We start from the raw sequence: 23039 nt of genomic DNA, 5'->3' as shown, positions 1-23039 counted from the left end.
CCGCCTCCTGCCTTCCTCGCAGCTACTGCCGGACCCGGCTCACGTCCTTCGATATCCGACCTTGCCGCCGGCCGCCCGGCCCCGCAACGCGAACGCTGCCTCACCGCGAGCGCAGGTCGACGATCCGCCGGATCTTCCCCACCGAACGCTCCAGCGTCTCGGGGTCGACGACCTCGACCCCGACGGTCAGCCCGACACCGTCCTTGAGCCCCTTGGCGATGGCCGCGGCCGCTGCCTGGCGCGTCTGCGGACCGGCCCCGGGCCGCGCCTCGGCCCGCACCGTCATCCGGTCCATCCGGCCCTGCCGGGTGAGCACCAGCTGGAAGTGCGGGGCCACGCCCGGGGTGCGCAGCACGATCTCCTCCACCTGGCTGGGGAAGAGGTTGACCCCGCGAAGGATGATCATGTCGTCGCAGCGCCCGGTGACCTTCTCCATCCGGCGGAAGGCGGGCCGGGCGGTGCCGGGCAGCAGCCGGGTCAGATCGCGCGTGCGGTAGCGGATGACGGGCAGCGCCTCCTTGGTGAGCGAGGTGAAGACCAGCTCGCCGCTTCGCCCCTGGTCCAGCACCTCGTCGGTGACCGGGTCCACGATCTCCGGGTAGAAGTGGTCCTCCCAGATGTGCGGACCGTCCTTCGTCTCCACGCACTCCTGGGCCACTCCGGGGCCGATGACCTCCGACAGGCCGTATATGTCCACCGCGTGGATGTCGAGGCGTTCCTCGATCTCGCGCCGCATCCCCTCGGTCCACGGCTCGGCGCCGAAGATGCCGATCCGCAGGGAGGTGCCCCGCGGGTCGATGCCCTGGCGTTCGAACTCGTCCAGCAGCGTCAGCATGTAGGACGGGGTGACCATGATGATCTCGGGCCGGAAGTCCTGGATGAGCTGGACCTGGCGGGCCGTCATCCCGCCGGAGGCGGGGATCACGGTGCAGCCCGCCCGCTCCGCGCCGTAGTGCGCGCCCAGCCCCCCGGTGAACAGGCCGTAGCCGTAGGAGACGTGCACCTTGTGGCCCGGCCGGCCCCCGGCCGCCCGGATGGAGCGCGCGACCACGTCGGCCCACATGGACAGGTCGTTCTCGGTGTAGCCGACCACCGTCGGGCGGCCGGTGGTGCCGCTGGAGGCGTGCACCCGGCGCACCTGCTCCATGGGGACGGCGAACATGCCGTACGGATAGGTGTCGCGCAGGTCGGCCTTGGTGGTGAAGGGGAAGCGGGCCAGGTCGGCCAGTGTCCGGCAGTCTCCCGGGGTCAGCCCGGCCGCGTCGAACTTCCGCCGGTAGAGCTCGACATGGTCATAGGCGTGCCGCAGCGTCGCCCGCACCCGGGTGAGCTGGAGGTCCCGCAGCTCCTCGCGGCTCAGCCGCTCCGCGGCGTCCAGCAGACCGGCCGGGGGAGCGCCGCCCAGCCGGGGGCCGGGCCGCGCCGACGGGTCGGGACCGCTGCTCATGACGCGCCTCCTGCCGACCGAACATTCGGTTAACGTTCAGGCGCAGTCAACCCACCACCTCTCGGCCGTGTCAAGGCACTCAGGCGATGTCCGGTGGGTGGCCGGTGGGGCGCCGCGACACCGCCGCGGCGCCCCACCGGACAGCCCTGGGGGGTGTCCGATGGCTCTACGCGGCGTCCACGGCGACCCATCGGACACCGCCTAGCGCAGCGCGCGCGACCGCCAGTGCTTGTACTGCTCTATCGGATCGCCGTCCAGCCGCCACGGCCACGCCGTCACCTTGCCCTCGATCATCCGGAAGACCTGCCCGGCGTCCGGCGTCCGGTTGGCGTGGACCAGGACGTACGCCAGCACGTTGAGATCGGCCAGGGCGGCCGCGTGGTGCAGGAACCCCGGCTGCGTCCAGTTCCGGAAGGCGTTGTCCAGGGCGGTCGACGCGGGCGGATGGGCCCACTGCTGGCCCGCCAGCAGCGCGTTGATGCCGCCGTCCCGGATGGTCCGGTGGTGCGCGTGGACCGTCGCCGTCAGCTCCAGGCCCACGGCCGGGGCCGAGGCGGGCATCCGGGAGCGCACGGTGTCGACGAAGTCGAGCACCTGCACCCGCGAGCCGCACTCCTCGGGCGAGAGGTACCCCAGCATCTGCAGGTACGCCTCGCGGTTCCAGGCGTCCCGCGCGGTCGCCTCGCGGAAGACCGGGAACACCTCGCGGGAGGGGGAGCGCAGCAGTCGCAGCAGGCCCAGCAGAACCACCCACGGCGTGGGGTCCTCCGGGCGCAGCTCCGCCGCGCGGTAGCAGTGGTCGACGGCTTCCCGCTCGTCCGGCACGGTTCCGGACCGGCGGCCCCGCTCCAGGACCGCCCAGGCCCGGAATGTCAGAGCGTCGGCGCTGTCCGGGCGGCGCTGCACCCAGGCGTGCCCCAGGTTCGCCGCGGACGCGGTGCCGGTCAGCACCGACATCCGGTGGGCCTTCCGGTCCCAGTCGGCACCCGCCCCCTTGATCACCTGCTCCAGCTGCCCGATGTGCAGGTCCAGCAGCCCCGGGGTGGGCGGGGCCTGCAGCTGGCTGAGGACTCTGGTGAGTCCGGTGTCGTCGAGTTCTGGTGCCAGGCGCGGGGCGGCGCTCCGGCGACTTCCAAAGAGCGGCATGGCGGGAGCGTAGGAGCCAGATCGCGTCGTGTGGAGATCATGTGGCCGTTCCGCTCCAGTCTTGAGCAAACCGCGACCTACCCGACCGTATATTGAGACCAGCGCCTTTCACAGGTCCGGACCAGTGGCGATCTGTCGGGCCTCCGACGCGCCGACGGTCGAAGGCCGCATCCCGTGCAAGATGTTGACTGAAGTCTGCCGCTTTATTGCACAAACGCGCGCCGCTGAGGATGCTTGGGCCCGACCCTTGAGGAGGGTGGGCCGCGCCGCCCGCGTCCGCGGGACGCGCCGTCCCCGTGGCCCGCCCCGCAGTGGAGCTGGGAGGTCGATGTGCACGGATTACGGCAAGACCTTGTCTCGAGACGTTTCACACCCCGCTCACCGGTGGCGGTCGCGGTCCTGGCCGCCGTGGCCCTGTTGGCGGCGCTCCTCGGCCCGGCGGCCTCCTCCGCCGGCGCCGACGAGCCGCGACACGGCACCGAGGAGCGCGCGGCGCCCGCCCAGACCGTCGGCGACATCACCGACTTCCGCGCCGAGGGCGCGGTCTACACGCTCACCGCCGGCAGGACGAAGGCGCGGGTGAGCTTCGTCTCCGCCGAGACCTTCCGGCTGGAACTCGCCCCGGACGGGGAGTTCACCGACCCGGTCGGCCACGACATCGTCCTGCCTCAGGGCCGGCCACCGGCCACCTCCTGGCGCGACGCCGGCGACCGCTTCGAGATGTCGACCTCGGGCGTCGTGCTCCGCGCCTACAAGAAGCCGCTGCGCTTCGCCCTCCACCGGGCCGACGGCACCCGGCTGTGGGAGGAGACCCAGGGCATCTCCTGGACGGGAAAGAAGACCACCCAGACCCTGGCCCGCGGCGCCGAGGAGCAGTTCTTCGGCGCCGGGATGCAGAACGGCTCCTTCTCCCACCGGGGCCGCACCGTCGAGGTCGGCGTGGACTACAACTGGGACGAGGGCGGCCACCCCAACTCCGTCCCCTTCTACCTCTCCAGCGCCGGATACGGCGTCTACCGCAACACCTACACACCCGGCACCTATGCCTTCGCCGACCCGGTGACCACCACCCAGGAGGAGAACCGCTTCGACGCCTACTACGTCGCGGGCGCCGGACCCAAGGACGTCATCGGCCGGTACACCGAGCTGACCGGACGGCCGTTCCTGCCCCCGATCTACGGACTGGAGCCCGGCGACGCCGACTGCTACCTGCACAACGCCAACCGCGGCGAGCGCCACACCCTGGACGCCCTGAAGATCGCCGACGGCTATGTCGAGCACGATCTGCCGCTCGGCTGGATGCTGGTGAACGACGGCTACGGCTGCGGTTATGAGAACCTCGCCGAGGCCGGGACCGGACTGCGCGAGCGCGGTACCCAGCTGGGCCTGTGGACCGAGGACGGCCTGGACAAGCTCGCCGACCAGGTCAAGGCCGGACAGCGGGTGGCGAAGCTGGACGTCGCCTGGGTCGGCGAGGGATACAAGTTCGCCCTCGACGGATGCAAGGCCGCCTACCAGGGCATCGAGGACAACAGCGACGCCCGCGGGTTCACCTGGGCCCCGGAGAGCTGGTCCGGCGCGCAGCGCTGCGGGGTGCAGTGGAGCGGCGACCAGGCCGGCACCTGGGACTACATCCGCTGGCAGATCCCCACCTACGCGGGCGCCACCATGTCGGGCCTGGCCTACACCTCCGGTGACATCGACGGCATCTTCGGCGGCAGCGCCAAGACGTACACCCGCGACCTGCAGTGGAAGTCCTTCCTGCCCACCATCATGACCATGGACGGCTGGGCGCCCAGCGACAAGCAGCCCTGGCGGCGCGGGGAGCCCTACACCTCGATCAACCGCAAGTACCTGAAGCTCAAGGAGTCGCTGCTGCCGTACACGTACTCCTACGCGGCCGAGGCGCACCGCACCGGCGTCGGCCCGGTCCGCCCGCTCGCCCTGGAATACCCCTCGGACCCCAAGGCGGCCACGGACGCGGCGAAGTACGAGTTCCTCTCCGGCGAGGACTTCCTGGTCGCCCCGGTCTACGCGGACACCAGCGTCCGGGACGGCATCTACCTGCCGAAGGGCACCTGGATCGACTACTGGTCCGGGCGCGTGTACCGGGGCCCCACGACGATCGACGGCTACCAGGCCCCGCTGGACACCCTGCCGCTCTTCGTCAAGGCGGGCGCGACCATACCGATGTGGCCCGGCATCAGGTCGTACACCGACCGCACCGCGGACTCCCCGATCGCCTGGGACGTCTACCCGCAGGGCCGGTCGTCCTTCACCCTCTACGAGGACGACGGCGTCACCCGCGAACACCGCGCCGGGGCGTACGGCCGGCAGCGGGTCTCGGTCTCCGCTCCCGACGCCGGGGCGGGCCGGGTGACCCTGGACGTCGGCGCGAGCCAGGGCGCCTACCGCGGCAAACCGGCCGCCCGACCGTACGAGTTCACCGTGCACACCGGCGACCCGGCGCGCTCGGTCGAACTCGACGGCCGGAAGCTGCCGCGGCTCGAGGGCCGGAAGGCGTTCGCCGCCGCCGAGGAGGGCTGGTGGTACGACGCCGGTGACCGCGGCGGCGTGATCCGGGTCAAGACCTCCGCGCAGTCCACCGCGCGGGGATTCCAGCTCGTGCTGAACGGCGCCGCCGCCGTCGGCGGCAGGACACCGGGCGCGGCCGCCTCCTTGAGCGGACCGGAACCCGGCGAGCTGAGCGCCGGCGAGACGGGCCAGGTGTCGGTGGACCTGACCGCCGGGAGCACCGGAGCCGCCGGAGCCACGGTGACCCTGGCCGCCCCCGACGGCTGGCGGGTCTCCCCGCCGCGGCAGACCGGCCCGCTCGCCCCGGGCGCCACCGAACGGCTCACCTTCCAGGTCACCCCGCCCACCGGCGCGAAGGCCGGGGAGACCGTGCTGACCGCCACCGCCGACTACCGGGCCGCGGGCGCCCGGCGCACCACGGCCCTGCGGCTGGGCGTGCCGACCGTCCCCCCGGCCCCCACGGCCGACACCTGGGCGAGCGATCTGACCTGGCTGAACGAGGCCAACGGCTGGGGCCCGGCCGAACGCGACCGCAGCAACGGCGAGTCGGCGGCCGCTGACGGTCACCGACTCACCCTGGCCGGGAAGACCTACGACAAGGGCATCGGGGCCCACGCCGAATCGGACATCGAGGTCTACCTCGGTGGCCGGTGCACCGCCTTCACCGCCGACGCCGGGATCGACGACGAGGTCGCCGGCCGCGGCGAGGCGGCGTTCTCGGTCGAGGCCGACGGCAGGACCCTGTGGACCTCGCCCAAGCTGACCGGTGCCTCGGACACCGTGCCGGTCGACGTCCCGCTCGACGGGGCACGCCACGTCCGCCTGAGGATCAAGGACACCAACGGCACCAGGAACGGCGACCACGGCGACTGGGCCGCGGCCCGCTTCCACTGCGCCTGACAGCCCCTCACCCGGCCGGAGGCGTGGCCTTACGCCTCCGGCCGGGTGCCACGGTCACACGCGACCGGCAGCCGCGCGGCGGCCACTTCCGCGGCCGGTCAGCACTCCGTCAGGTCGAGTGCGGCGCGGACGATGCTGCCGGTGTCGATCTCGTGGTGGCGGTAGACCTCCTCCAGCGAGCCGGACTGGCCGAACCGGGTCACCCCCAGCGCCCGGCTGGGCACCTGGTGGATGGTGGCGAGGAACGCCAGGGTGTGCGGGTGTCCGTCCAGGACGGTGACCAGCGGGGTGGCCCGGGACGCCGGGAAGACCTGGTCGAGGATCCAGCTGCCGCCCTCCGCCTGCCCGTGCCGTGCCCGGAGTGCCTGGTAGAGCAGGCCGGGGCTGGTCACGCAGACCACATCGGCCGCGATGCCGGTGTCCGCCAGCTGGTCGGCGGCGGCCAGCGCCTCGGTCACCATGGCGCCCATCGCCGCGATGGTGACCTGCGGCCGCGCGCTGCGCCGCAGGAAGTACGCGCCCGCGACGACCTGGCGGCGTCGGCGCTCCCGGGCCGCCGGATCGACCGGGACGGCGGCCAGGGCCTGGTCGACGGGCCGGGTGGACAGCCGCAGATAGGCGGAGCTGCCACCGGGCCTGCCGAGCCGGGCCAGGGCGGCCAGCAGCGTCCATTCGACGTCGATGGCGAACGCCGGCTCGTAGGTGACGCACCCCGGTTGTTCGATGCCGAGCGAGGGGGTGGTGATCGACTGGTGCGCGCCGCCCTCCGGGGCCAGCGTCACCCCGGAGGGCGTGCCCACCAGGATCGACTGGCCGCCGGCGTAGATGCCGAAGGACCACGGCTCCAGCGCCCGCTGGACGAACGGGTCGTACAGCACGCCGATCGGCAGCAGCGGCTCGCCCCAGCGGCTCCAGGTCGCGCCGAGTTCGCCCAGCAGCCCGACCAGGTTGGTCTCCGCGATGCCCAGTTCGACGTGCTGGCCGGAGGGCTTCTCCCGCCAGTGCAGGATGGTCTCGGCGTCGTCGGCGAACCAGTCGACCCGCTCGGCGGTCGACCAGACCCCGACCTTGTTCACCCAGCCGCCGAGGTTCGTCGAGGAGCTGACGTCCGGGGAGACCGTCACCACCCGGCGGGCGGCGGCCGGCGCCTCGCGCGTCAGGTCGAGCAGGGCGCGGCCCAGGGCGGCCTGGGTGGTGGCCACTCCGGTCGGGGTCCGGCCGATGTCGACCGGCAGGGCGGGCGGCGCGGTGGCCGGCTGATCCGGCCGGCGCAGCCGCGCCGCGGTCTTCGCGCACATCACACCGGCCGCCGAGCCCTCGGGGAAGCGGGCCCAGGGATCCGCCGGGTCGGCCCCGAGGTGGTCGGCCAGCTCCTCCATCTGATCCGCCGTCAGAAGAGAGGAGTGGTTCTGCGGGTGGCCTTGGGTCGGCAGGCGGTACCCCTTGACGGTGTACGCGAAGATCACCGTCGGGCGGCTGTCGTCGATGGCGGCGAAGGCGCTATCGAGCGCGGCCAGGTCATGACCGCCCAGATTGCGGATCGCGGCCACCAGTGCCGCGTCGTCCACCTCCGCGACCAGGCGGGCGATCGGCTCGGCCCCCGGTCCCGCACCGGGCAGCCGCCGCCGCAGCTCGTCCGCCGGGCAGCGCAGCAGACGCTGGTACTCCGGGTTCGGCATGGCGTCGATGCGGGCCCGCAACTCCTCGCCGCCGGGCCGGGCGAACAACTCCTCCAGCAGCCGGCCGTACTTGAGGGTGAGCACCTGCCAGCCCGCCGCGCCGAACATCCCCTGCAACCGGTCGGCGGCCATGTGCGGCACCACCCGGTCCAGCGACTGGCGGTTCAGGTCGACGATCCACACGATCTCGCCGAGGTCGGTCACGGCCGGGTCCAGGACCGCCTCCCACACCGCACCCTCGTCGAGCTCGGCGTCCCCCACCAGCGCGTACTGCCGTCCGCGGCCCCCGGTCCCGGTGCCGGTGGTGTTCTCCACATAGCGGCGGGCCAGCGCGCCCCAGATGGTGGCGGTGGCCCCGATCCCCACCGACCCGGTGGAGTAGTCGACCGGATCAGGGTCCTTCGACCGGCTCGGGTAGCTCTGCAGCCCACCGAACGCGCGCAGCGTCGTCAGATACGACTCGTCCAACGTGCCGAGCAGGTAGTTGATCGCATGCAGCACCGGTGAGGCGTGCGGCTTGACCGAGACCCGGTCCTCCGGGCGCAGATGCCGGAACCACAGCGTGGACATGATCGACACCATCGAGGCGGACGACGCCTGATGCCCGCCGACCTTCAGGCCCGAGGGGTTGGGACGCACCCGGTTGGCGTGGTGGACGATCGCGCTGGACAGCCACAGCACGCGCTGCTCCAGATCGGCCAGGGTGCCGAAATCAACCCGGGTGTCGAACGGCCCGGCGTCCGGCTGCTGCCTGAGGGGGATTGCGCTGGTCATGGACGGATTTTTCCTCCTCGTAGGCAGATATCGCGTACGAGGACAGCACGGTCCCTCCATGCGCACAAGAGCATCCGGGATATATGGGCGGAATGTTCCGTCCGTCGCCGCCCGGGCCGGGGGGTGAGGGCGCTGTGCCCAGGTGCCGGCCCGGGGCGTGCGCGAGGGGCGGCGTGCCTCCGATCGGTTGTGACACGCCCCTGTCAAAGCAGGGCTTCTCGTGGCACCCTGCCTGACGCACCTGGCATCCGCACCACTCATCTGCCCGGGCCCCGGCAGCGCGGCCCGGCCCCCACGCGGCCCGCGCACCACCGCGCGCGGCCTTGGCAGAAGGAGTACGCGTGAGACGAATCCGCCGTACCGTCGTCGGCACCCTGCTGGCCGCCGGCACCCTGCTCACCGCGGGCATGCAGGCCGCGACCGCCCAGGCCGACCCGGCACCGCCGGCAGCCGCGGCGGTCTCCCGCACCGCCGCCGTGTCGGCCGCCGAGCAACGGCAGGTCATCGACTTCTGGACGCCCGAACGGATGCGCTCGGCGACACCGCTCGACCTGCGCGTTCCGGTGCCCACCACCGCGCCGGCCCCTAGGGGGTGTCCGACGGGTCTCCGCGGCGTCGCGACGCCTGGCACCCACGCTCGCGGCGTTGTCGTCAGTCGCCGATGCTCCGCATGGACTCCCTCCTCCGCCTTGCGATCGCAGGCACCAGACGCCGCTCCTTCTCCCACGGCGACCCATCGGACACCCCCTAGACCCGGTGCCCGGCCGACCACCGTCGCGCCCACCAGCCCCTCGCTGGGCATCGCCTCCTTCCCGCAGGCCGGGGGAGCCTGGACGGGTGGCGGCGCCGTCGTCAAGACCTCCGGCCGGGTCTTCTTCACCTTCGACGGCCGCACCGCCTCCTGCTCGGGCAACGCCGTCACCAGCCAGAACGCCAGCACGGTGATCACCGCCGGGCACTGCGTCAAGTACCAGGGCAACTGGCACACCAACTGGGTCTTCGTCCCCGGCTACCACGACGGGCAGACCCCGTACGGCACCTGGACGGCGTCCAAGACCCTCTCCACCCCGCAGTGGGTGGCGAGCGAGGACATCAACTACGACGTCGGCGCCGCGGTGGTCAACCCGCAGGGCGGGCAGAAGCTCACCGAGGTCGTCGGGGCGCAGGGCCTGCAGTTCAACGGCGGCTACAACAAGCCCATGTACGCCTTCGGCTTCCCCGCCGCCTCCCCGTACGACGGCAGCAAGCTCATCTACTGCAGTGGCAACACCTCGAAGGACTTCCTGCTCTCCAAGGACCACGGCATGGCCTGCAACATGACCGGCGGCTCCAGCGGCGGCCCCTGGTTCGCCTCCTTCGACGAAGCCACCGGCACCGGACTGCAGAGCTCCGTGAACAGCTTCGGCTACAACTTCCTGCCGAACCGGATGTTCGGCCCGTACTTCGGGGACGAGGCCAAGAACCTCTACCAGCAGGCACAGGCGACCTGACGCCCGCTCACCGCCGCACGGGCCGCCCGGTCAGGCGCCCCCGGCCGGAGACCGGGGGAGGGCGGCGCCGGCCGCGACAGCCTCCCGCGCGGCATCCGGCTCCCCGGCGGCGTCCGGACCCGCCGCGGTGGCGCCCTTCCCCGGGCCCGCTCCCGTTCCCGGTCCCGGACGCCGCGACGCGTCCGGGCCCGGCTCGTCCGGCACCGAGAACCGCCGCATGTCCTCCACGCCCCGCCGCAGCGCCTGCCGCAGCCAGGCGCCCAGCGGGCGCTCCACACAGCGGTGCAGAAGCCAGGCGGCCACCATCATCACCGCGATGGTGCCCACCACGAGCAGCGGCGCCGGGAGCCGGTCCCGCAGCCCGTGGATGAGCGTCAGCCCGACGTACTGGTGCACCAGGTAGAGCGGATACGTCAGGGCACCGGCCGTGGCGAGCCAGCGCCAGCGCACCGAGTCGAAGCTGCCCAGGGCGATCAGGGCCATGACGGCGAAGGCCACGACCACCAGTACATGGGCCGGCCACTGCGGAACCGGCTCGTTGGCGTTGGTGAGGTTGTCGGCGATCCGCTTGCCGAGATGGTGCTCGGCCAGCAGCAGCGAGACCAGCACCAGGCCCCACAGCAGCGCGGTCGGCCGGTAGCGGCGCATCAGATAGAAGGCGATTCCGGCGACGAAATACGGAGAGAACAGCGGCATCGCCGCCATGGAGAGCAGGCTGTTGTCCGCGGTGGGCGCGATGGCCGAGGCCGCCGTCCAGATCCCGCAGAACACCACGCATTTACGGTAGGTGACCCCGGTGGCCACCACGATCGCGAACAGCGCATAGAACTTCAGCTCGGCGAAAAGCGTCCAGTAGACACCGTCGACATCCGAGACGCCAAGGCCCTGCTGGAGCATGGTGAGATTGGTGAACACCTCGTCCCAGCCCGCCACGGTGCGCACTTGCGGCCACAGCGCCACGACCCCGGCGGTCAGCAGCACCGCGACCCAGTAGGCGGGATAGATCCGGGAGATCCGGGACACCACGAAATCGCCAAGCGTCCGTCCCCAGGCGCTCATGCAGATGACGAATCCGCTGATGAGGAAGAAGACCTCGACACCCAGCCAGCCGTATTGCAGGAATTCGTGCAGGGTGGGGAATATCGTCCGGGGATTGTGGCCCCAGCCGCCGTACAAGGCGACATAGTGGAACCCCACGACCATGAGGGCCGCGAGAAGACGGAGTCCGTCCAGAACGTAGAGTCTGGACTCCGATCGCCGGAGGTGCGCCCCTTGGTCGCGGTCGCCTCGGCCGGCGAGTCGCATCAGTCGTCCCCCTTCGCAGGACCGGGTGAGTGGCGTGCAGTCGCCGCCCTGACGTGTGAGGGGATGGCAGAAGTGCGGTCCGGGGTTGCCTCAGCTGCGCAGGTCAATGGCGTCTCACTCGCCGGCGGACCTCGCGTCGGCCCCAGTCGCCGGGCTCGCCGGGGTGTCCGCGGCCGGCGTGGCGCCGGTCCAGGCGATCTCGTAGTACACCACCTTCCCCAAGCCTCCGGCAGCGGGGACGCCCATTTCGCCGCCCTCCTCCTCGGCGACCAGCCGCATTCCGGCCGCCGCCATGACGCGCTGGGAGGCGATGTTGTCGTGATCGGCGTCACCCTTGACGCGCCTGACGCCATGTGACCGTGCGAGGGCCAGGAGTGCGCGGAGCGCCTCGGTGGCATATCCCTTGCCCCGGGCCTGCGGTATCAGGGCGTATCCGATGGTGACGTCCCCGTGCTCGTCCGGGGGCCGGTGGAAGCCGAGTCCGCCGATCGCCATCCCGTCTGCCCGGCGGCGGATCTCGTAATTGCCGAAAGGCTGCGGATTTCCGGTGCTGACGCAGTGGCCGAGGAAGTCCTGGGCCCCTTTGACATCACCCTCGGCGGGATATCCGGGCGCCCATCGGTCACCGGCGTCCGGCGTGCCGGCCACCACTCGGGTCGCCTCGGCGACGTTCATCGGATGCAGTATGAGCCGTGCTGTCAGGAGATCGTCCATAGCCGGGGGAGTATCACATCGGATCTGATGACCGCACGCGATTGCCCGAGCCGACATCCGGTCGACATCTGCCGGCAGCGGCGCGGTCCGGGGTGCGTGCGGCGGCTCCGATCAGCTGCCGGGGTGAGCGGGGAAGGCCTTCCGCAGCCGGTCCAGGAGGGCCCGGGCCGCGGGCCCGGCGGGTCCCTCCGTGCGCCAGGCCAGGGCGATCCGCCCGCGCGGCCGCGGGTCGGTGATCGTCAGCGCCCGCAGCCCCAAGGCCGACGCCTCCTCGTCGTCGAGCCCCGGGAGCACGGCCACGCCCAGGCCACGGGCGGCCAACTGGGCCAGGACGGGCGGGGCTGCCGCCTCGAAGGCGATACGCGGCCGGAAACCCGCCTCGGCACAGGCGCGGTCGAGCACCCCGCGCAGGCCGGTGCCCCGGGGCAGGCTGATCAGCGGACGGTCGCGGAGCTCGGCGAGCGGCACGCGGCCGCGGCCAAAGCGGCCCAGGAGGGGGTCGCCCGGCGCCACGGCGGCGACCAGCGGCTGGTCGACGACGATCTGGAGGGAGACGCCCGGCAGCGGATCCCCGCCGCCGAGCCCCACCATGGCGATGTCGAGTTCGCCGCGGTGCAGCGCGCCGAGCATCCGCTCCGAGGTGTCCTCGGTGAGCGCGATGTCGACCTCCGGGTGGTCGTCGTGGAAGTCGGCCAGGACCGAGACGACGTCGAAGTCGTGGGTGGCCGCCCCGGAGACCAGCCCGATCGTCACCTGACCGCGCATCAGCCCGGTGAACTCCTCCACCGTCTGCCGCACCCCGGCCACCGCGGCGAGCGCGGCCCGCGCGTACGGCAGCACGGCCTCGCCCACTTCGGTCGGGGTCACCGACCGGCCGGAGCGGTCCAGCAGCGGCTGCCCGAGCTCCCGCTCCAACTGCCGGATCTGGGCACTCACCCCGGGCTGCGCCAGATGCAGACGGGCGGCGGCGCGGGTGAAGTTGGCCTCCTCGACCACGGCGACGAAGTACCGCAACTGCCTCAGCTCCATAACTGATGATTCTAGTGCCGAGACGATCAAACTCTTGGACTTATGGCAGCGCCGGCACCACCCTGGAGACATGGGGAACACCACGACGCACCAGACCCGCCAGGCCCGCCCGACCCTGCCGGACCTGCCGACCTTCACCGGCCCGGTCTTCCGCCCCGGCGACGCCGGTTACGACACGGAGGTCTCCGGCTTCCAGACCGCCTACACCCACCGCCCCGCACTCGTCGTCGGCGCGGCCGACGCGGAGGACGTCCGGCGCGCGGTCGGCTACGCGGCGCGGCACGGGCTGCCGGTGGCCGTGCAGGCGACCGGGCACGGACTGTCGGTGGCGGCCGAGGGCGGAGTGCTCATCAGCACCCGGCGGATGACCGAGCTGCGGATCGACCCCACGACCCGCGGCGCCCGGCTCGCGGCCGGGGTCCGGGCGGGCGCGCTGATCGAGGCCGCCGCCGCGCACGGACTGGCCCCGCTCAACGGATCCTCGCCCTCCGTCGGCGTCGTCGGCTACACCCTCGGCGGCGGAGTCGGGCTGCTGGGCCGGCAGTTCGGCTATGCCGCCGACCATGTGCGCGCCATCGAGATCGTCACCGCCGACGGGCAGCCGCACCGCCTGGAGCCGGGCGACGAGCTGTTCGGCGCGGTGCTGGGCAGCGGCGGAAACCTCGGCGTCGTCACCGCCCTGGAGGTCGCGCTCTTCCCCATCCGCACGCTCTACGGCGGCCAACTGGTCTTCGACGCGCCGCTGGTCGAGCAGGCACTGGAGACCTGGCGGCGCTGGAGCACCGAGGTCCCGGACGAGCTGACCTCCTCCGTCACCCTGCTCGGCCTCCCCGACATCCCGCAGGTCCCCGCCCCCATGCGCGGCCGCTACATCGCCTCCATCCGCCTCGCCTACAACGGCCCGGCGGAAGAGGGGGAGCGCCTCGTCGCCCCGCTCCGCGCGATCGGCGCGCGCCTCAAGGACGACCTGCGCACCCTGCCGTACGCCGAGTGCCACACCATCCACAGCGACCCCGACGACCCGCACCCCTACGCGGCCACCAACACGATGCTGCGCGAGCTCACCCCCGAGGCGCTGCGCTCGCTGCTCGCCACCGCCGGGCCCGACTCGCCCGTCCCCTGCGTCATCGACATCCGGCACCTCGGCGGCGCGCTGCGCACCGCCGGTCCGGGCGGAATCGCGGTGGACCACCGGGAGGCGGAGTTCGTCGTCCGCGTCATCTCGATGCACGGCGCCGGCGGCAGCGGCTCCGAGGAGATCCGCGACCGCCACACCCTGGTGCGCCAGGCGCTCGCGCCCTTCAGCCTCGGTCACCACCTCAACTTCCTCTACGGCGAAGGCGGACTGGCCGACGAGGAGCAGACCCGCACCGGCTACCGGGCCGCCACCTACGACCGGCTGGCCGCCCTCAAGGCAGCCCACGACCCGCGGAACCTCTTCCGTTTCAACCGCAACATCCGCCCGCGCGCCGCCCGTAGCGGCTCCTGAAAGGACCGGTCGGCCGGAACGGGTGAAGCCGCCTGCGGTCAGCCGCCGGGCCGAGGGCCGGTGGCGGTGGACGCCCTGGCGGCCCGGGTCCGGCGGCCGGTGGCCGCCAGCAGCGTGAGCAACGCCAGTACGGCGAGGAGGACGAGCACCAGCAGCACCACCGCCCAGGCGGTGGGGTGGTTCCACAGCGCGAACAGCGCCGCCGCCACCAGCAGGGCGCCGAGCACGAGCCACCGTCGGTGGTCCGCCGTCCAGGTGCCGACCCGGCCGGTGTGCAGACCGTGCACGTAGGCCCACCCGGCGACGGAGTCGGCGGTGCTCTCGGCCTCGCTCCGGACCGCGCGCGGCAACCTGCCCGGGCCGGCGAAGTACGCGCCGAGGGCGATGACCACGCCCAGCACGATCACGGTGCGCAGCGTGACCCGCAGGAAGTGCAGGAGCGTGTCGAAGACCGCCGCGGCGGCGGCCTCGGACTGCACCTGCGCGGGCAGGTGGTCCAGGTAGTAGCGGCGGGCGACGACGAGGGCGATGGCGACGATCAGACAGCCCGCGGCGGCGCCCAGGGCGGCTTTCGCCAGTGCGCGTCTGCGGTGGTGGGCGAGGAGCACCCCGGCCGCGCCGATCAGCGCGGTCAGCGCGGGCAGCCAGGTGCCGGCCTTGTCCAGGGCGTCCGCGGCGTCCTGCATCTGATCGAGCTTGTCGGACTGGAACAGGACCATCTGCTTGTCGACGTCCGGGATCTTCTCGGCTGGCTTCACACCGGCGTCCTGGAGATCCTCCTTGACGTTTTCCACGGCGGTGCCGACGTCGAGGGTGACGGTGCCCTCTTCGACGCCGACGGGGCCGCGGCCCTTTCCGGTCAGGGCGTGCACGACGGCCGCGTGGGCGGTCCGGTTGGCGCCTGTCCACACCCTTTCGAACCGGTCGCTCTCCACGAACCGCTTCGCCGCTCGCTCCGCGGCCGCGTCGACGGCCGCGTCGACTTGCGGGGCCAGGGCCCTGACCGCGTCGGCGGCGTGTGGCGGCAGGCCTTGCGACCGCAGCCAGGTGGCCATCTCGTCGGTCGCCCGTTTGCCGTCGGCCCGGACGTCGACCGCGCGGACGATCCGGTTCCGCGCGGCGTCCTCGATCGCCGGATCGGTCGCCAGCGGGGACACCGTCTTGACGTACCGGTCGGTGTCGAGGGCGATGTCGTGCACCCACACCGTCAGCACGGCCACCGGCGTCAGAACGCACGCGAGGACGATCAGCACCGCCGAAACGGTGCTCCGCACGATCCGCCGCGCACCGGCCCCGCGCGATCGGCCACCTGCCGGGGAGCCCCCGTCAGCGGGTTTCCGCGATGGTTCCGGTTCCCCCGATCGTTCCGGCGGGCTGGTCATCGGTCCTCCAGGATCAGGGAACCGGCTCTCGGGCCGGGGCAGCAGCCGGGCCCCGGGCGGGGCGGGCCCACGCCGCTGGTGACGGCGGCAAAGCCGACCGGCCCAGCCGGTACCACCATGGGTGATGGCGGACGCCACCGGCCGACGGCGCGCGGGGCATGCCCCCCGATCGGAGCACTGCTCAGCGGCCCGGGCCCGGGCCGGGGCTCACAGCAGACCGCTCTCCCGGGCGGCGGCGACGGCTTCGCGCCGGCTGCCCGCCTGCAGCTTGCGGTAGATGCTCCGCAGATGTGTCTTGAGGGTGTTCACGGAGATGAAGAGGTCCGCCGCGATCTCCTCCGTGGTCTTCAGCGACGGCAGGTGCTGAAGGATGGCCGCCTCCCTGGGCGTGAGGGCTTCGACGGGAGCGGCTTGGTGGCCGTCGGGCAGGTGGGACAGCACATCGGTCGCGAAAGGCTCCAGCGGGCCGAGGTTCGGCAGGGTGTGGGTGAGCAGCTTCCGCAGCTCCGCTCCGGCGGTGCGGAAGGGCCGCAGGGCCCGCTCGGGCTGGGCCTGGGCGAGCGCCTCGTGGAGCGCGTGTACGGCACCGGCGTGCTCCTGGCGTGCGGCGCACAGCCGTGCCTCAAGCAGCCATCCCTTGACCAGGGTGCTGGTCACGACGGGGATCGCCTGTCCGTCCAGGGCGGGCCGCAATGCCTCGCGCGCCGCGTCAGCGTGTCCCCTCGCCGCCGAGACGGCGGCCCCCAGCACAGCGGTCTCCGCGTTTCCGTCCAGGTGCCCGCGGACACGGTCGAGTGCTTCGGCCGCCCACCAGGGCCGGCCCGTCTCCAGCGCCATCTCCACCTCCGCCTGCGAGGCGAACGCCACCACGCTGGGCATGATCTGGCCGTCTCCCCGCTCCTCCCACGCCTGACGCAGCCGCCGCAGGCCGCCCAGGCGTTCGCCGCGTTCGTACGTCGTCACCGCATCGAGCAGGTCGGCACCAAAACGCAGCGACGGATCCGCCTGCCCGCGCACCGCCTGGCCCGCCAATCGGCAGTAGCGGAGCGCGGCGTCGCACTCCAACCGCTGGAGTCTGGCCCAGGCGACGGCCTCGTAGGCGGGAGCGCAGAGCAGAGCGTCCTCCCAGCCGTGTCGCGCGGCGAACCGGGCGGCCGCCTCGCCGAGCCGAACCGCCTCGGTGAAGTGGCACCCCGCGCCGGCCGCCGCGGTGAGCCAGCTCATGCACTGCAGGGTCAGCCGGTCGAGGCCGCGCTCCCTGGCGATGCCCAGGGCGCTCCGCAGCTCCGACTCCGCCCGGGCGAGCTGACCCAGCTCGACGTGGACCACGCCCCGGTCGGCCAGGGCGAGAGCCGACAGGTCCGCGCCGTCCAGGTCCCGCGCGGGGATCCGCTCGGCGGAGTCCAGCGCCTCGGACAGTCGGCCGGTCATGCGCGCTCGCTCGCTCCGCGCGACGGCACGCATGACCCGCAGGTGGGCGTCGCGGGGCCGGGGCTCCGCCTGGGCGCTGAGGTCCAGACAGCGACTGCCGCCTGCGACGTCGCCCGCGTCGAGCCCCGCGAGGGCCGCGAGCGACAGCAGCGCCGGATCGGTCTCCAGGACCTGAGCGGGCAACCGGTGCAGGAGCCGGCGCAGCACCCGGCCCTGGCCGGACGTCACCAGATGGGGGCCGTGCCGGACCAGCAGTGCCGCTGCGCGGGGCAGATCGGGGGCGGCGAGCGCTTGCCGGACGGCTTCCTCCGGCAACTGGTGGGCGTCGAACCAGTCGATCGCCATCCGGTGCAGCGCCTGGACGTCACCGGGGTGACGGCGGAGCAGCTCGGCGCGGAGGCAGTCCCGCAGGAGGGGGTGGTAGCGGTACCAGGGGGAGCAGGGGCCGAGCCGCACGGTCAGCGCGTTGGCGCGATGGAGCGCATGGAGCGTCGAGGCGGCATCGTCGCCCCCGGTCAGGGCGTCGGCGAGGCCGGCGCACACGCTGTCGCAGACGCTGGTGGCCAGCATGAACTCGCGCTCGGCGAGCGTGCGGCGGGAGAGGACCTCGCCGGCCAGGTAGTCCGCCACATCCTGGTCGTCGCCGCGGAATTCGGCCACTGACCGGCTGGGATCCGGCGCCGACTCCAGCGACAGGGCCGCCAGCCGAAGCCCCGCCGGCCACCCCTCGGTCCGGTCCATGAGCGTCGCCAGATCCCGCCGGGCGAGAGCCACCCCGTGACAGCTTAGCAGCGCCGAGGTCTCCTTGGCGGTGAACCGCAGCGCGTCCGACCGCACCTCGTGCAGATGGCCTGCCAGCCGCATCCGGTACAGCGGCAGCGCCGGATCGGAGCGGGAGGTCAGGACCAACCGCAGCCAGGCGGGTTGGTAGCGCAGCAGGTGTTCGACGCTGCTCAGGACAGCCCTGCCGTGCAGCTCCTCCACGTTGTCGAGCACGAGCGTGACCGGAACGCGCGGTGCCGGCTCCCCTCCGGCCCGGTCGGCGTGCGGTGTCCGCCGGAGCCCGGGGTCCAGCCGGGCCAGGGAGGACAGCGCCGCGTCCGGAACCGCCCCGGTTCCCCGCAGCGCGGTCAGCGCCGCCACCCACAGGCGCGATGGCTGGTTGTCCTCCCGCCCAAGGCGAACCCACGCCACCGGGGGGTCGGCCCCCCGGGCCCACGAGGTGAGCAGTGTGGTCTTGCCGTAGCCCGCGGGCGCACACACCAGTGTCACCGGGTGGCCGGCGCCCACATCGAGTGAGGAGTGGAGCCGCTCCCTCGCGACCAGGCAGGTCGGCAGCTCGGGCACCGCGACCTTCTCCGGCGGGACGGGATCCCCTGCGGAGGGCGGGCCTCGTCGCTCACCCATACCGCCAACGTAAGGCCGGGCATGCCACCCCTCAACTCCTGCCCGCGCTTGCGGATTCCGTACAACGGGGGTAGCCGCCGTCACCGCCGTGGACGGGCCGGTGACTCCGGTCGCCGGCACCTGGCGTCAGCCACCCGCGGTGCCCGATTTCACCCGCTCCGGGTGAGGGCACCCGGCCGAGCCGGGCAGAGGCTGGAAACGCACCAGGCTGGAAACACCGAGCGAGAGGGAGCTCCCGCGCCGAGCACGCGCGGGAGCGGCGGGTGACGAACGCGATGGACGGTCTCCAGATCCTTCCCCTGGCCTTCACCATGATGGTCGGGCCCCAGATCATGTCGGCGATCATCTTCGTGACGGTGCCGAGAGCGGTCCGGGTGTCCCTGGCGTTCCTGGCAGGTGTGGCCGTGGCGACCACGGTCGGTGTGGCCATCACCCGGGGGCTCGCCGCACTGCTGGGCGGCGCGGCCGATCTGGGCAGTTCCTCCGACAACGGGTCGGCCGGTCAGATCATCCAGTACGTGCTGGTGGGCCTGCTGGCAGCCGTGATCGTGAAGAACTGGCGGGGCCGAGAGACGATCGAGCCGCCGAAGTGGCTGGGAACGCTGATGACGGCACCCCCGTCCCGGGGATTCAAGGTCGGCCTGCTCGTCATCCTCCTGATGCCGTCCGACATCGCCATCATGCTGACCGTCGGCGTGAACCTCGAACAGAGCGGCGCGAACTTCGCCGAGGCGCTGCCCTTCATCGCACTCACCGTCCTGATCGCGGCGCTGCCGCTGCTGTTGCGGACCCTGTTCCGCAAACGGGCGGAGACAGCCATGCCCCGGATGAGGGACTGGATCAACGGCAACAGCTGGCTGGTCAACATCATCGCGTGCGCGATCTTCATCATTCTCATCCTCGCCGGGTGAGGCGCCGGCGCCATGACGAGCGGATCCTGAAAGGCGAAAGGACGGGAGGAGAATCATGGACTCTGTCTACATCGCCTACGACTACCCGGTGCTGGGCGCCTTCTGGACCATTATGTGGATCTTCCTATGGGTCCTGTGGCTGATGTTGCTGTTCCGGATCATCTCCGACATCTTCCGCGACCACGAAATGAGCGGGGGCGGAAAGGCGGGGTGGCTGATATTCGTCATCTTCCTGCCCTTCCTCGGTGTCTTCGTGTATCTGATCGCGCGCGGCCAGGGCATGGGCAGGCGCGAGGCCGAGTTCGCCAGACACCAGCGGGAGGAGCTCAACGCCTACATCCGGGAGACCGCCGGCGGCCAGGGGAGCGCGGACGAGCTGGGCAAACTCTCCGAGCTCAGAGCCAGAGGCGATATCACCGAGGTCGAATACGAGCAGGCGAAGCAGAAGCTTCTGAGCTGAGCCCGCCTCCCCAAACGGCTGGGAATCCGCTCAGGACTCCACGAAACGAGGTAGTGCCATGGCTTCAACGACGGGACGCGCCGCGCGTCGCGAATCCGAAAGCCATCCGGCGGCCGGCGGACTTGTGGTGTTCGCCGCCGTCATGCTCGTCATCGCAGGAACCCTGGACATCTTCCGGGGCATCATGGCGATCGCCGAGGACGACGTTTTCGTCACTACGCCCAAATACGTCTTCGAGTTCGATCTGACCGGCTGGGGCTGGGTCCATCTGATCCTCGGCGTGCTGGCCGTGCTCGTGGGCATGAGCCTTTTCAAGGCCACGCTGTGGGCCCGCATCGTGGGAGTGGCCCTGGCCGGGCTGCTGCTGATCTCCAGCTTCCTCTCCCTGCCGTACTACCCGCTCTGGTCGATCATACTGATAGCCCTGTACGCCTTCATCATCTGGGCGTTGTGCGTGGTCCGGCGGGACGACGTGTGAGCCCCGCCTGAACCCGACCGCCGACGCGACGTCAGTCCCCGACGGTCAGGACATCCGCCACCGGGCGGCGCGGCGTGCCGCCGCCCGGGAGGTAGCGGAACCGCCATCAGCGGCAGGGCCCGCTTTGGCTGCCCTGATCGCTCAGGTGTGCGCTCAGCCCTCCTGCTCGGAGGGCTGAAGCAGCGTGGCCGCGTGGTCGGGCACGTACGTCTGCAGGTCTCTGGGCGGCCGCTGATATCCGGTGGAGGCGGGCCGGGGCGGCAGCCGCGGCCGCGGTGGCTCGAGATCGCCGTAGGGCACGGTCGACAGCAGATGGGCGATCATGTTGATCCGCGCCGAGCGCTTGTCGTCGCTTTCCACCACGTACCAGGGCGCCTGGGGGATGTCGGTGCGCGCGAACATCTCGTCCTTCGCTCGCGAGTACGCCTCCCAACGGGTGAAGGACTCCAGATCCATCGCGGAGAGCTTCCAGCGCCGCGTCGGATCGTCCAGCCGTTTGCGGAAGCGCCGCTCCTGTTCGGCGTCGCTCACCGAGAACCAGTACTTGCGCAAGTGGATCCCGTCCTCCACGAGCATCCGCTCCACGACGGGGCACTGACGCAGGAAGCGCTGGTGCTCCTCGGAGGTGCAGAAGCCCATGACGCGCTCGACGCCGGCCCGGTTGTACCAGCTGCGGTCGAACAGCACGATCTCTCCCGCGGCCGGAAGCTGCTCGACGTACCGCTGGAAGTACCACTGGGTGCGCTCGCGCTCGGTGGGCACCGGCAGGGCGACGACGCGGGCGACGCGCGGGTTCAGGCGCGCGGTGACCCGCTTGATCGTGCCGCCCTTCCCCGCGGCGTCACGCCCCTCGAAGACCACCACCAGCCGTTCGCCCTCGGCCCGCACCCACTCCTGGAGCTTGACCAGCTCGATCTGGAGGCGGAACAGCTCGTCGTCGTACACCGACCGGGGCAGCCGGCGAGGAGCGCCGCCGCCCGAGCCTTTCCTTTTCGGCATCCTGCTCGCCTCCCGCTGCTCTCCGCCGGGCGCACGCGAAGCCTTCGAGTGCCCCGCCTGGCGCCGGTGAAAACGGCGGGAATTGACCCCGCCGGCCCAGATGATCATGCTGGGCGGATGACGAGCAGGCGGAGCACGGCGGACGTCCTGGACGGAGCCCTCCAGGTGCGCCGGGCCGCGCTCCACGCCGTCCAGGGGGCCACCGGCCCCGACGGCGTCCTGGCCGCGCTCCGGGAAGTGATCGACTACGCCCATGCCTCGCTCTCCCAGTGGGATCCGCTGCTCCGCCGCCACCGCACGCTGGCCGGCTGCTACCCCGGCGAGGTCACGGGCTACATCGAGCGGCGGCTGCACGACGATCCGGTCTTCGCGCTGATGCGGGGGAGTGGGGACGGCACTTGGTGGCTGCGGGACGTGCCCGCGCGGCTACGGCTGACCTCGCCGGGCTTCCGCGAGGTGCTGGAGCCCCGGGGCATCGAGGACGGCGTCACGCAGTGCCTGTTCGCCCCGGACGGCCGGTACGTCGGCGTGCTCAACGTGAGCGTGACCCGACCGCGCGGCGCGGACGATCCGGCCCGGGCCGTGATGGCCCTGCTCACCGAGTGCATGGCGGCGGTCGCGGACCCGGTGCGGCAGCCCGTGCCGCCCGGGGCCGGCCGGACCGCGGGCCAGGCGTGTGTGGTCGCGATCCCGGACGCCGAGGACGGTGCCCCGGTGCCGGTCAGCGGGCCGGTGCCGCCCGAGTTCGCCGATCCGGACTCGCCGCCGGCCCGTCTGGTGCGGCACGTCCTGGCGCGGCGGGTGCTGCCCGCCACGGTCGTCGTCCCCTGCGGCAAGGATCTGCTCGAACTCCGGATGACCCGTCAGGACGGCTCGGCCGTCGTCGTCTGCCGCCCGGTCGCCCGCCCCGCCGGGCTCTCCCCGCGCGAACTCGATGTGCTGGCCGAACTCACCCATGGGCGCACCAACCGCGAGATCGCCGGCCGACTCTTCGTCAGCGTCCGCACCGTCGCGACCCACATCGAGCACATCCTGGCCAAGCTCGGCGTCCCCAACCGCGCGGCGGCCGCCGGCCGCGCCGCCGCCTGGGGCCTGGAACCCCCGCCCTGACCGGTCGGCGGCGGCCCCTCACCCAGGCTCGGGCGCGGACCAACCGCCCGGCGGGGCGGCCAGATCGCCCAGATCGCCCAGAGCGTTCAGGACGCGGGAGAGTGGCAGGGGCCCGGCCAGGTCGCGGGTGGCCCGCAGATCGTCGAAGCACGGGTCGCACAGCGCGTAACGGATGCGGAGCCCGAGGTCACGGACGGTCAGGTCGGCATGGCCGCATTCATCGCATGCCGCCGCATCGGGGCGGTCGCCGGTGTCCCCCACATCCACGATGGTGCGGTGTGCCGCTCAGCCGTGGCTAGGGCGCCTCGGGCCGCGGTACCGCCCTGGGGTACACGGAGCCCGGTAATCACAGG

Annotated in this window: 17 protein-coding genes; 7 read left to right on the top strand and 10 right to left on the bottom strand. The window is 72.3% G+C overall.

The genetic code is table 11. The features are described from left to right. Nucleotides 1-100: 100 nt before the first annotated feature. Complete coding sequence (paaK, locus tag AC4BDD_RS01895; protein ID WP_490689194.1) at nucleotides 101-1447, bottom strand: phenylacetate--CoA ligase PaaK; 1347 nt, start codon at nucleotides 1445-1447, stop codon at nucleotides 101-103. Nucleotides 1448-1648: 201 nt separating this feature from the next. Then, nucleotides 1649-2593: a hypothetical protein gene (locus AC4BDD_RS01890; RefSeq protein WP_490689193.1), complete on the bottom strand. Its 945-nt coding sequence runs from the start codon at nucleotides 2591-2593 to the stop codon at nucleotides 1649-1651. 384 nt (nucleotides 2594-2977) lie between these two features. On the opposite strand from AC4BDD_RS01890, the gene AC4BDD_RS01885 reads away from it, so the two are divergent. After that, nucleotides 2978-6028, top strand: a complete 3051-nt coding sequence (locus AC4BDD_RS01885; protein ID WP_490689192.1) for an NPCBM/NEW2 domain-containing protein — start codon at nucleotides 2978-2980, stop codon at nucleotides 6026-6028. 98 nt (nucleotides 6029-6126) lie between these two features. Here the strand turns inward: AC4BDD_RS01885 and AC4BDD_RS01880 are convergent, their stop codons facing one another. Then, entirely contained in the window at nucleotides 6127-8481 is a 2355-nt protein-coding gene (locus tag AC4BDD_RS01880; protein ID WP_490689191.1) for a thiamine pyrophosphate-binding protein, read from the bottom strand. Nucleotides 8482-8822: 341 nt separating this feature from the next. Between AC4BDD_RS01880 and AC4BDD_RS01875 the strand changes: the two genes are divergently transcribed. After that, on the top strand, nucleotides 8823-9971 hold the full coding sequence (locus tag AC4BDD_RS01875; RefSeq protein ID WP_490689190.1) for a trypsin-like serine peptidase: 1149 nt from the start codon (nucleotides 8823-8825) through the stop codon (nucleotides 9969-9971). 30 nt (nucleotides 9972-10001) lie between these two features. Here AC4BDD_RS01875 and AC4BDD_RS01870 read toward each other — a convergent pair whose 3' ends face one another. The 3 genes from AC4BDD_RS01870 to AC4BDD_RS01860 form a co-directional block, all read right to left on the bottom strand. Continuing rightward, a complete protein-coding gene (locus tag AC4BDD_RS01870; RefSeq protein ID WP_490689189.1) occupies nucleotides 10002-11174 on the bottom strand; it encodes an acyltransferase family protein in 1173 nt (390 codons plus the stop codon). A 216-nt stretch (nucleotides 11175-11390) separates the two neighbouring features. Continuing rightward, a complete protein-coding gene (locus tag AC4BDD_RS01865; RefSeq protein ID WP_490689188.1) occupies nucleotides 11391-11990 on the bottom strand; it encodes a GNAT family N-acetyltransferase in 600 nt (199 codons plus the stop codon). 111 nt (nucleotides 11991-12101) lie between these two features. Beyond that, entirely contained in the window at nucleotides 12102-13019 is a 918-nt protein-coding gene (locus tag AC4BDD_RS01860; RefSeq protein WP_490689187.1) for a LysR family transcriptional regulator, read from the bottom strand. Nucleotides 13020-13089: 70 nt separating this feature from the next. Between AC4BDD_RS01860 and AC4BDD_RS01855 the strand changes: the two genes are divergently transcribed. Then, the gene (locus AC4BDD_RS01855; protein ID WP_490689186.1) at nucleotides 13090-14508 is read left to right on the top strand and encodes an FAD-binding oxidoreductase; all 1419 of its coding nucleotides are present in this window, start codon (nucleotides 13090-13092) and stop codon (nucleotides 14506-14508) included. Nucleotides 14509-14546: 38 nt separating this feature from the next. Here the strand turns inward: AC4BDD_RS01855 and AC4BDD_RS01850 are convergent, their stop codons facing one another. Together AC4BDD_RS01850 and AC4BDD_RS01845 are read right to left on the bottom strand one after the other, a co-directional pair. Further along, nucleotides 14547-15782 carry a hypothetical protein gene (locus AC4BDD_RS01850; RefSeq protein ID WP_490689185.1) on the bottom strand — a complete coding sequence of 412 codons (1236 nt, stop codon included), beginning with the start codon at nucleotides 15780-15782 and terminating at the stop codon, nucleotides 14547-14549. Nucleotides 15783-16097: 315 nt separating this feature from the next. Continuing rightward, entirely contained in the window at nucleotides 16098-18728 is a 2631-nt protein-coding gene (locus AC4BDD_RS01845; protein WP_490689184.1) for a winged helix-turn-helix domain-containing protein, read from the bottom strand. A 263-nt stretch (nucleotides 18729-18991) separates the two neighbouring features. On the opposite strand from AC4BDD_RS01845, the gene AC4BDD_RS01840 reads away from it, so the two are divergent. The 3 genes from AC4BDD_RS01840 to AC4BDD_RS01830 are packed head-to-tail and all read left to right on the top strand — an operon-like array spanning nucleotide 18992 to nucleotide 20577. Further along, on the top strand, nucleotides 18992-19639 hold the full coding sequence (locus tag AC4BDD_RS01840) for a GAP family protein (RefSeq protein WP_490689183.1): 648 nt from the start codon (nucleotides 18992-18994) through the stop codon (nucleotides 19637-19639). Between the two features lie 52 nt (nucleotides 19640-19691). Beyond that, nucleotides 19692-20099, top strand: a complete 408-nt coding sequence (locus AC4BDD_RS01835) for an SHOCT domain-containing protein (protein ID WP_490692004.1) — start codon at nucleotides 19692-19694, stop codon at nucleotides 20097-20099. Between the two features lie 58 nt (nucleotides 20100-20157). Beyond that, nucleotides 20158-20577 (top strand): DUF7144 family membrane protein, encoded by a 420-nt coding sequence (locus AC4BDD_RS01830; RefSeq protein ID WP_490689182.1) that lies wholly within the window; start codon nucleotides 20158-20160, stop codon nucleotides 20575-20577. Between the two features lie 153 nt (nucleotides 20578-20730). Here AC4BDD_RS01830 and ppk2 read toward each other — a convergent pair whose 3' ends face one another. Beyond that, complete coding sequence (gene ppk2, locus AC4BDD_RS01825) at nucleotides 20731-21576, bottom strand: polyphosphate kinase 2 (protein ID WP_490689181.1); 846 nt, start codon at nucleotides 21574-21576, stop codon at nucleotides 20731-20733. 117 nt (nucleotides 21577-21693) lie between these two features. On the opposite strand from ppk2, the gene AC4BDD_RS01820 reads away from it, so the two are divergent. After that, a complete protein-coding gene (locus AC4BDD_RS01820) occupies nucleotides 21694-22686 on the top strand; it encodes a helix-turn-helix transcriptional regulator (RefSeq protein ID WP_490689180.1) in 993 nt (330 codons plus the stop codon). 18 nt (nucleotides 22687-22704) lie between these two features. Here AC4BDD_RS01820 and AC4BDD_RS01815 read toward each other — a convergent pair whose 3' ends face one another. Then, nucleotides 22705-22947, bottom strand: a complete 243-nt coding sequence (locus tag AC4BDD_RS01815; protein WP_490689179.1) for a hypothetical protein — start codon at nucleotides 22945-22947, stop codon at nucleotides 22705-22707. Between the last annotated feature and the right edge of the window lie 92 nt (nucleotides 22948-23039).

The organism is Streptomyces sp. JLBT605, from assembly GCF_058215555.1.
The sequence above is the reverse complement of the archived record's forward strand: the minus strand, read 5'-3'. Positions and strand labels throughout refer to the sequence as shown.

What these genes read in the sequence shown, in the direction of transcription:
- paaK (WP_490689194.1), bottom strand. Translation starts at nt 1,447, where the DNA reads ATGAGCAGCGGTCCCGACCCGTCGGCGCGGCCCGGCCCCCGGCTGGGC.
- AC4BDD_RS01845 (WP_490689184.1), bottom strand. Translation starts at nt 18,728, where the DNA reads ATGGGTGAGCGACGAGGCCCGCCCTCCGCAGGGGATCCCGTCCCGCCG.
- AC4BDD_RS01880 (WP_490689191.1), bottom strand. Translation starts at nt 8,481, where the DNA reads ATGACCAGCGCAATCCCCCTCAGGCAGCAGCCGGACGCCGGGCCGTTC.
- AC4BDD_RS01830 (WP_490689182.1), top strand. Translation starts at nt 20,158, where the DNA reads ATGGCTTCAACGACGGGACGCGCCGCGCGTCGCGAATCCGAAAGCCAT.
- AC4BDD_RS01865 (WP_490689188.1), bottom strand. Translation starts at nt 11,990, where the DNA reads ATGGACGATCTCCTGACAGCACGGCTCATACTGCATCCGATGAACGTC.
- ppk2 (WP_490689181.1), bottom strand. Translation starts at nt 21,576, where the DNA reads ATGCCGAAAAGGAAAGGCTCGGGCGGCGGCGCTCCTCGCCGGCTGCCC.
- AC4BDD_RS01820 (WP_490689180.1), top strand. Translation starts at nt 21,694, where the DNA reads ATGACGAGCAGGCGGAGCACGGCGGACGTCCTGGACGGAGCCCTCCAG.
- AC4BDD_RS01855 (WP_490689186.1), top strand. Translation starts at nt 13,090, where the DNA reads ATGGGGAACACCACGACGCACCAGACCCGCCAGGCCCGCCCGACCCTG.
- AC4BDD_RS01870 (WP_490689189.1), bottom strand. Translation starts at nt 11,174, where the DNA reads ATGGTCGTGGGGTTCCACTATGTCGCCTTGTACGGCGGCTGGGGCCAC.
- AC4BDD_RS01860 (WP_490689187.1), bottom strand. Translation starts at nt 13,019, where the DNA reads ATGGAGCTGAGGCAGTTGCGGTACTTCGTCGCCGTGGTCGAGGAGGCC.
- AC4BDD_RS01890 (WP_490689193.1), bottom strand. Translation starts at nt 2,593, where the DNA reads ATGCCGCTCTTTGGAAGTCGCCGGAGCGCCGCCCCGCGCCTGGCACCA.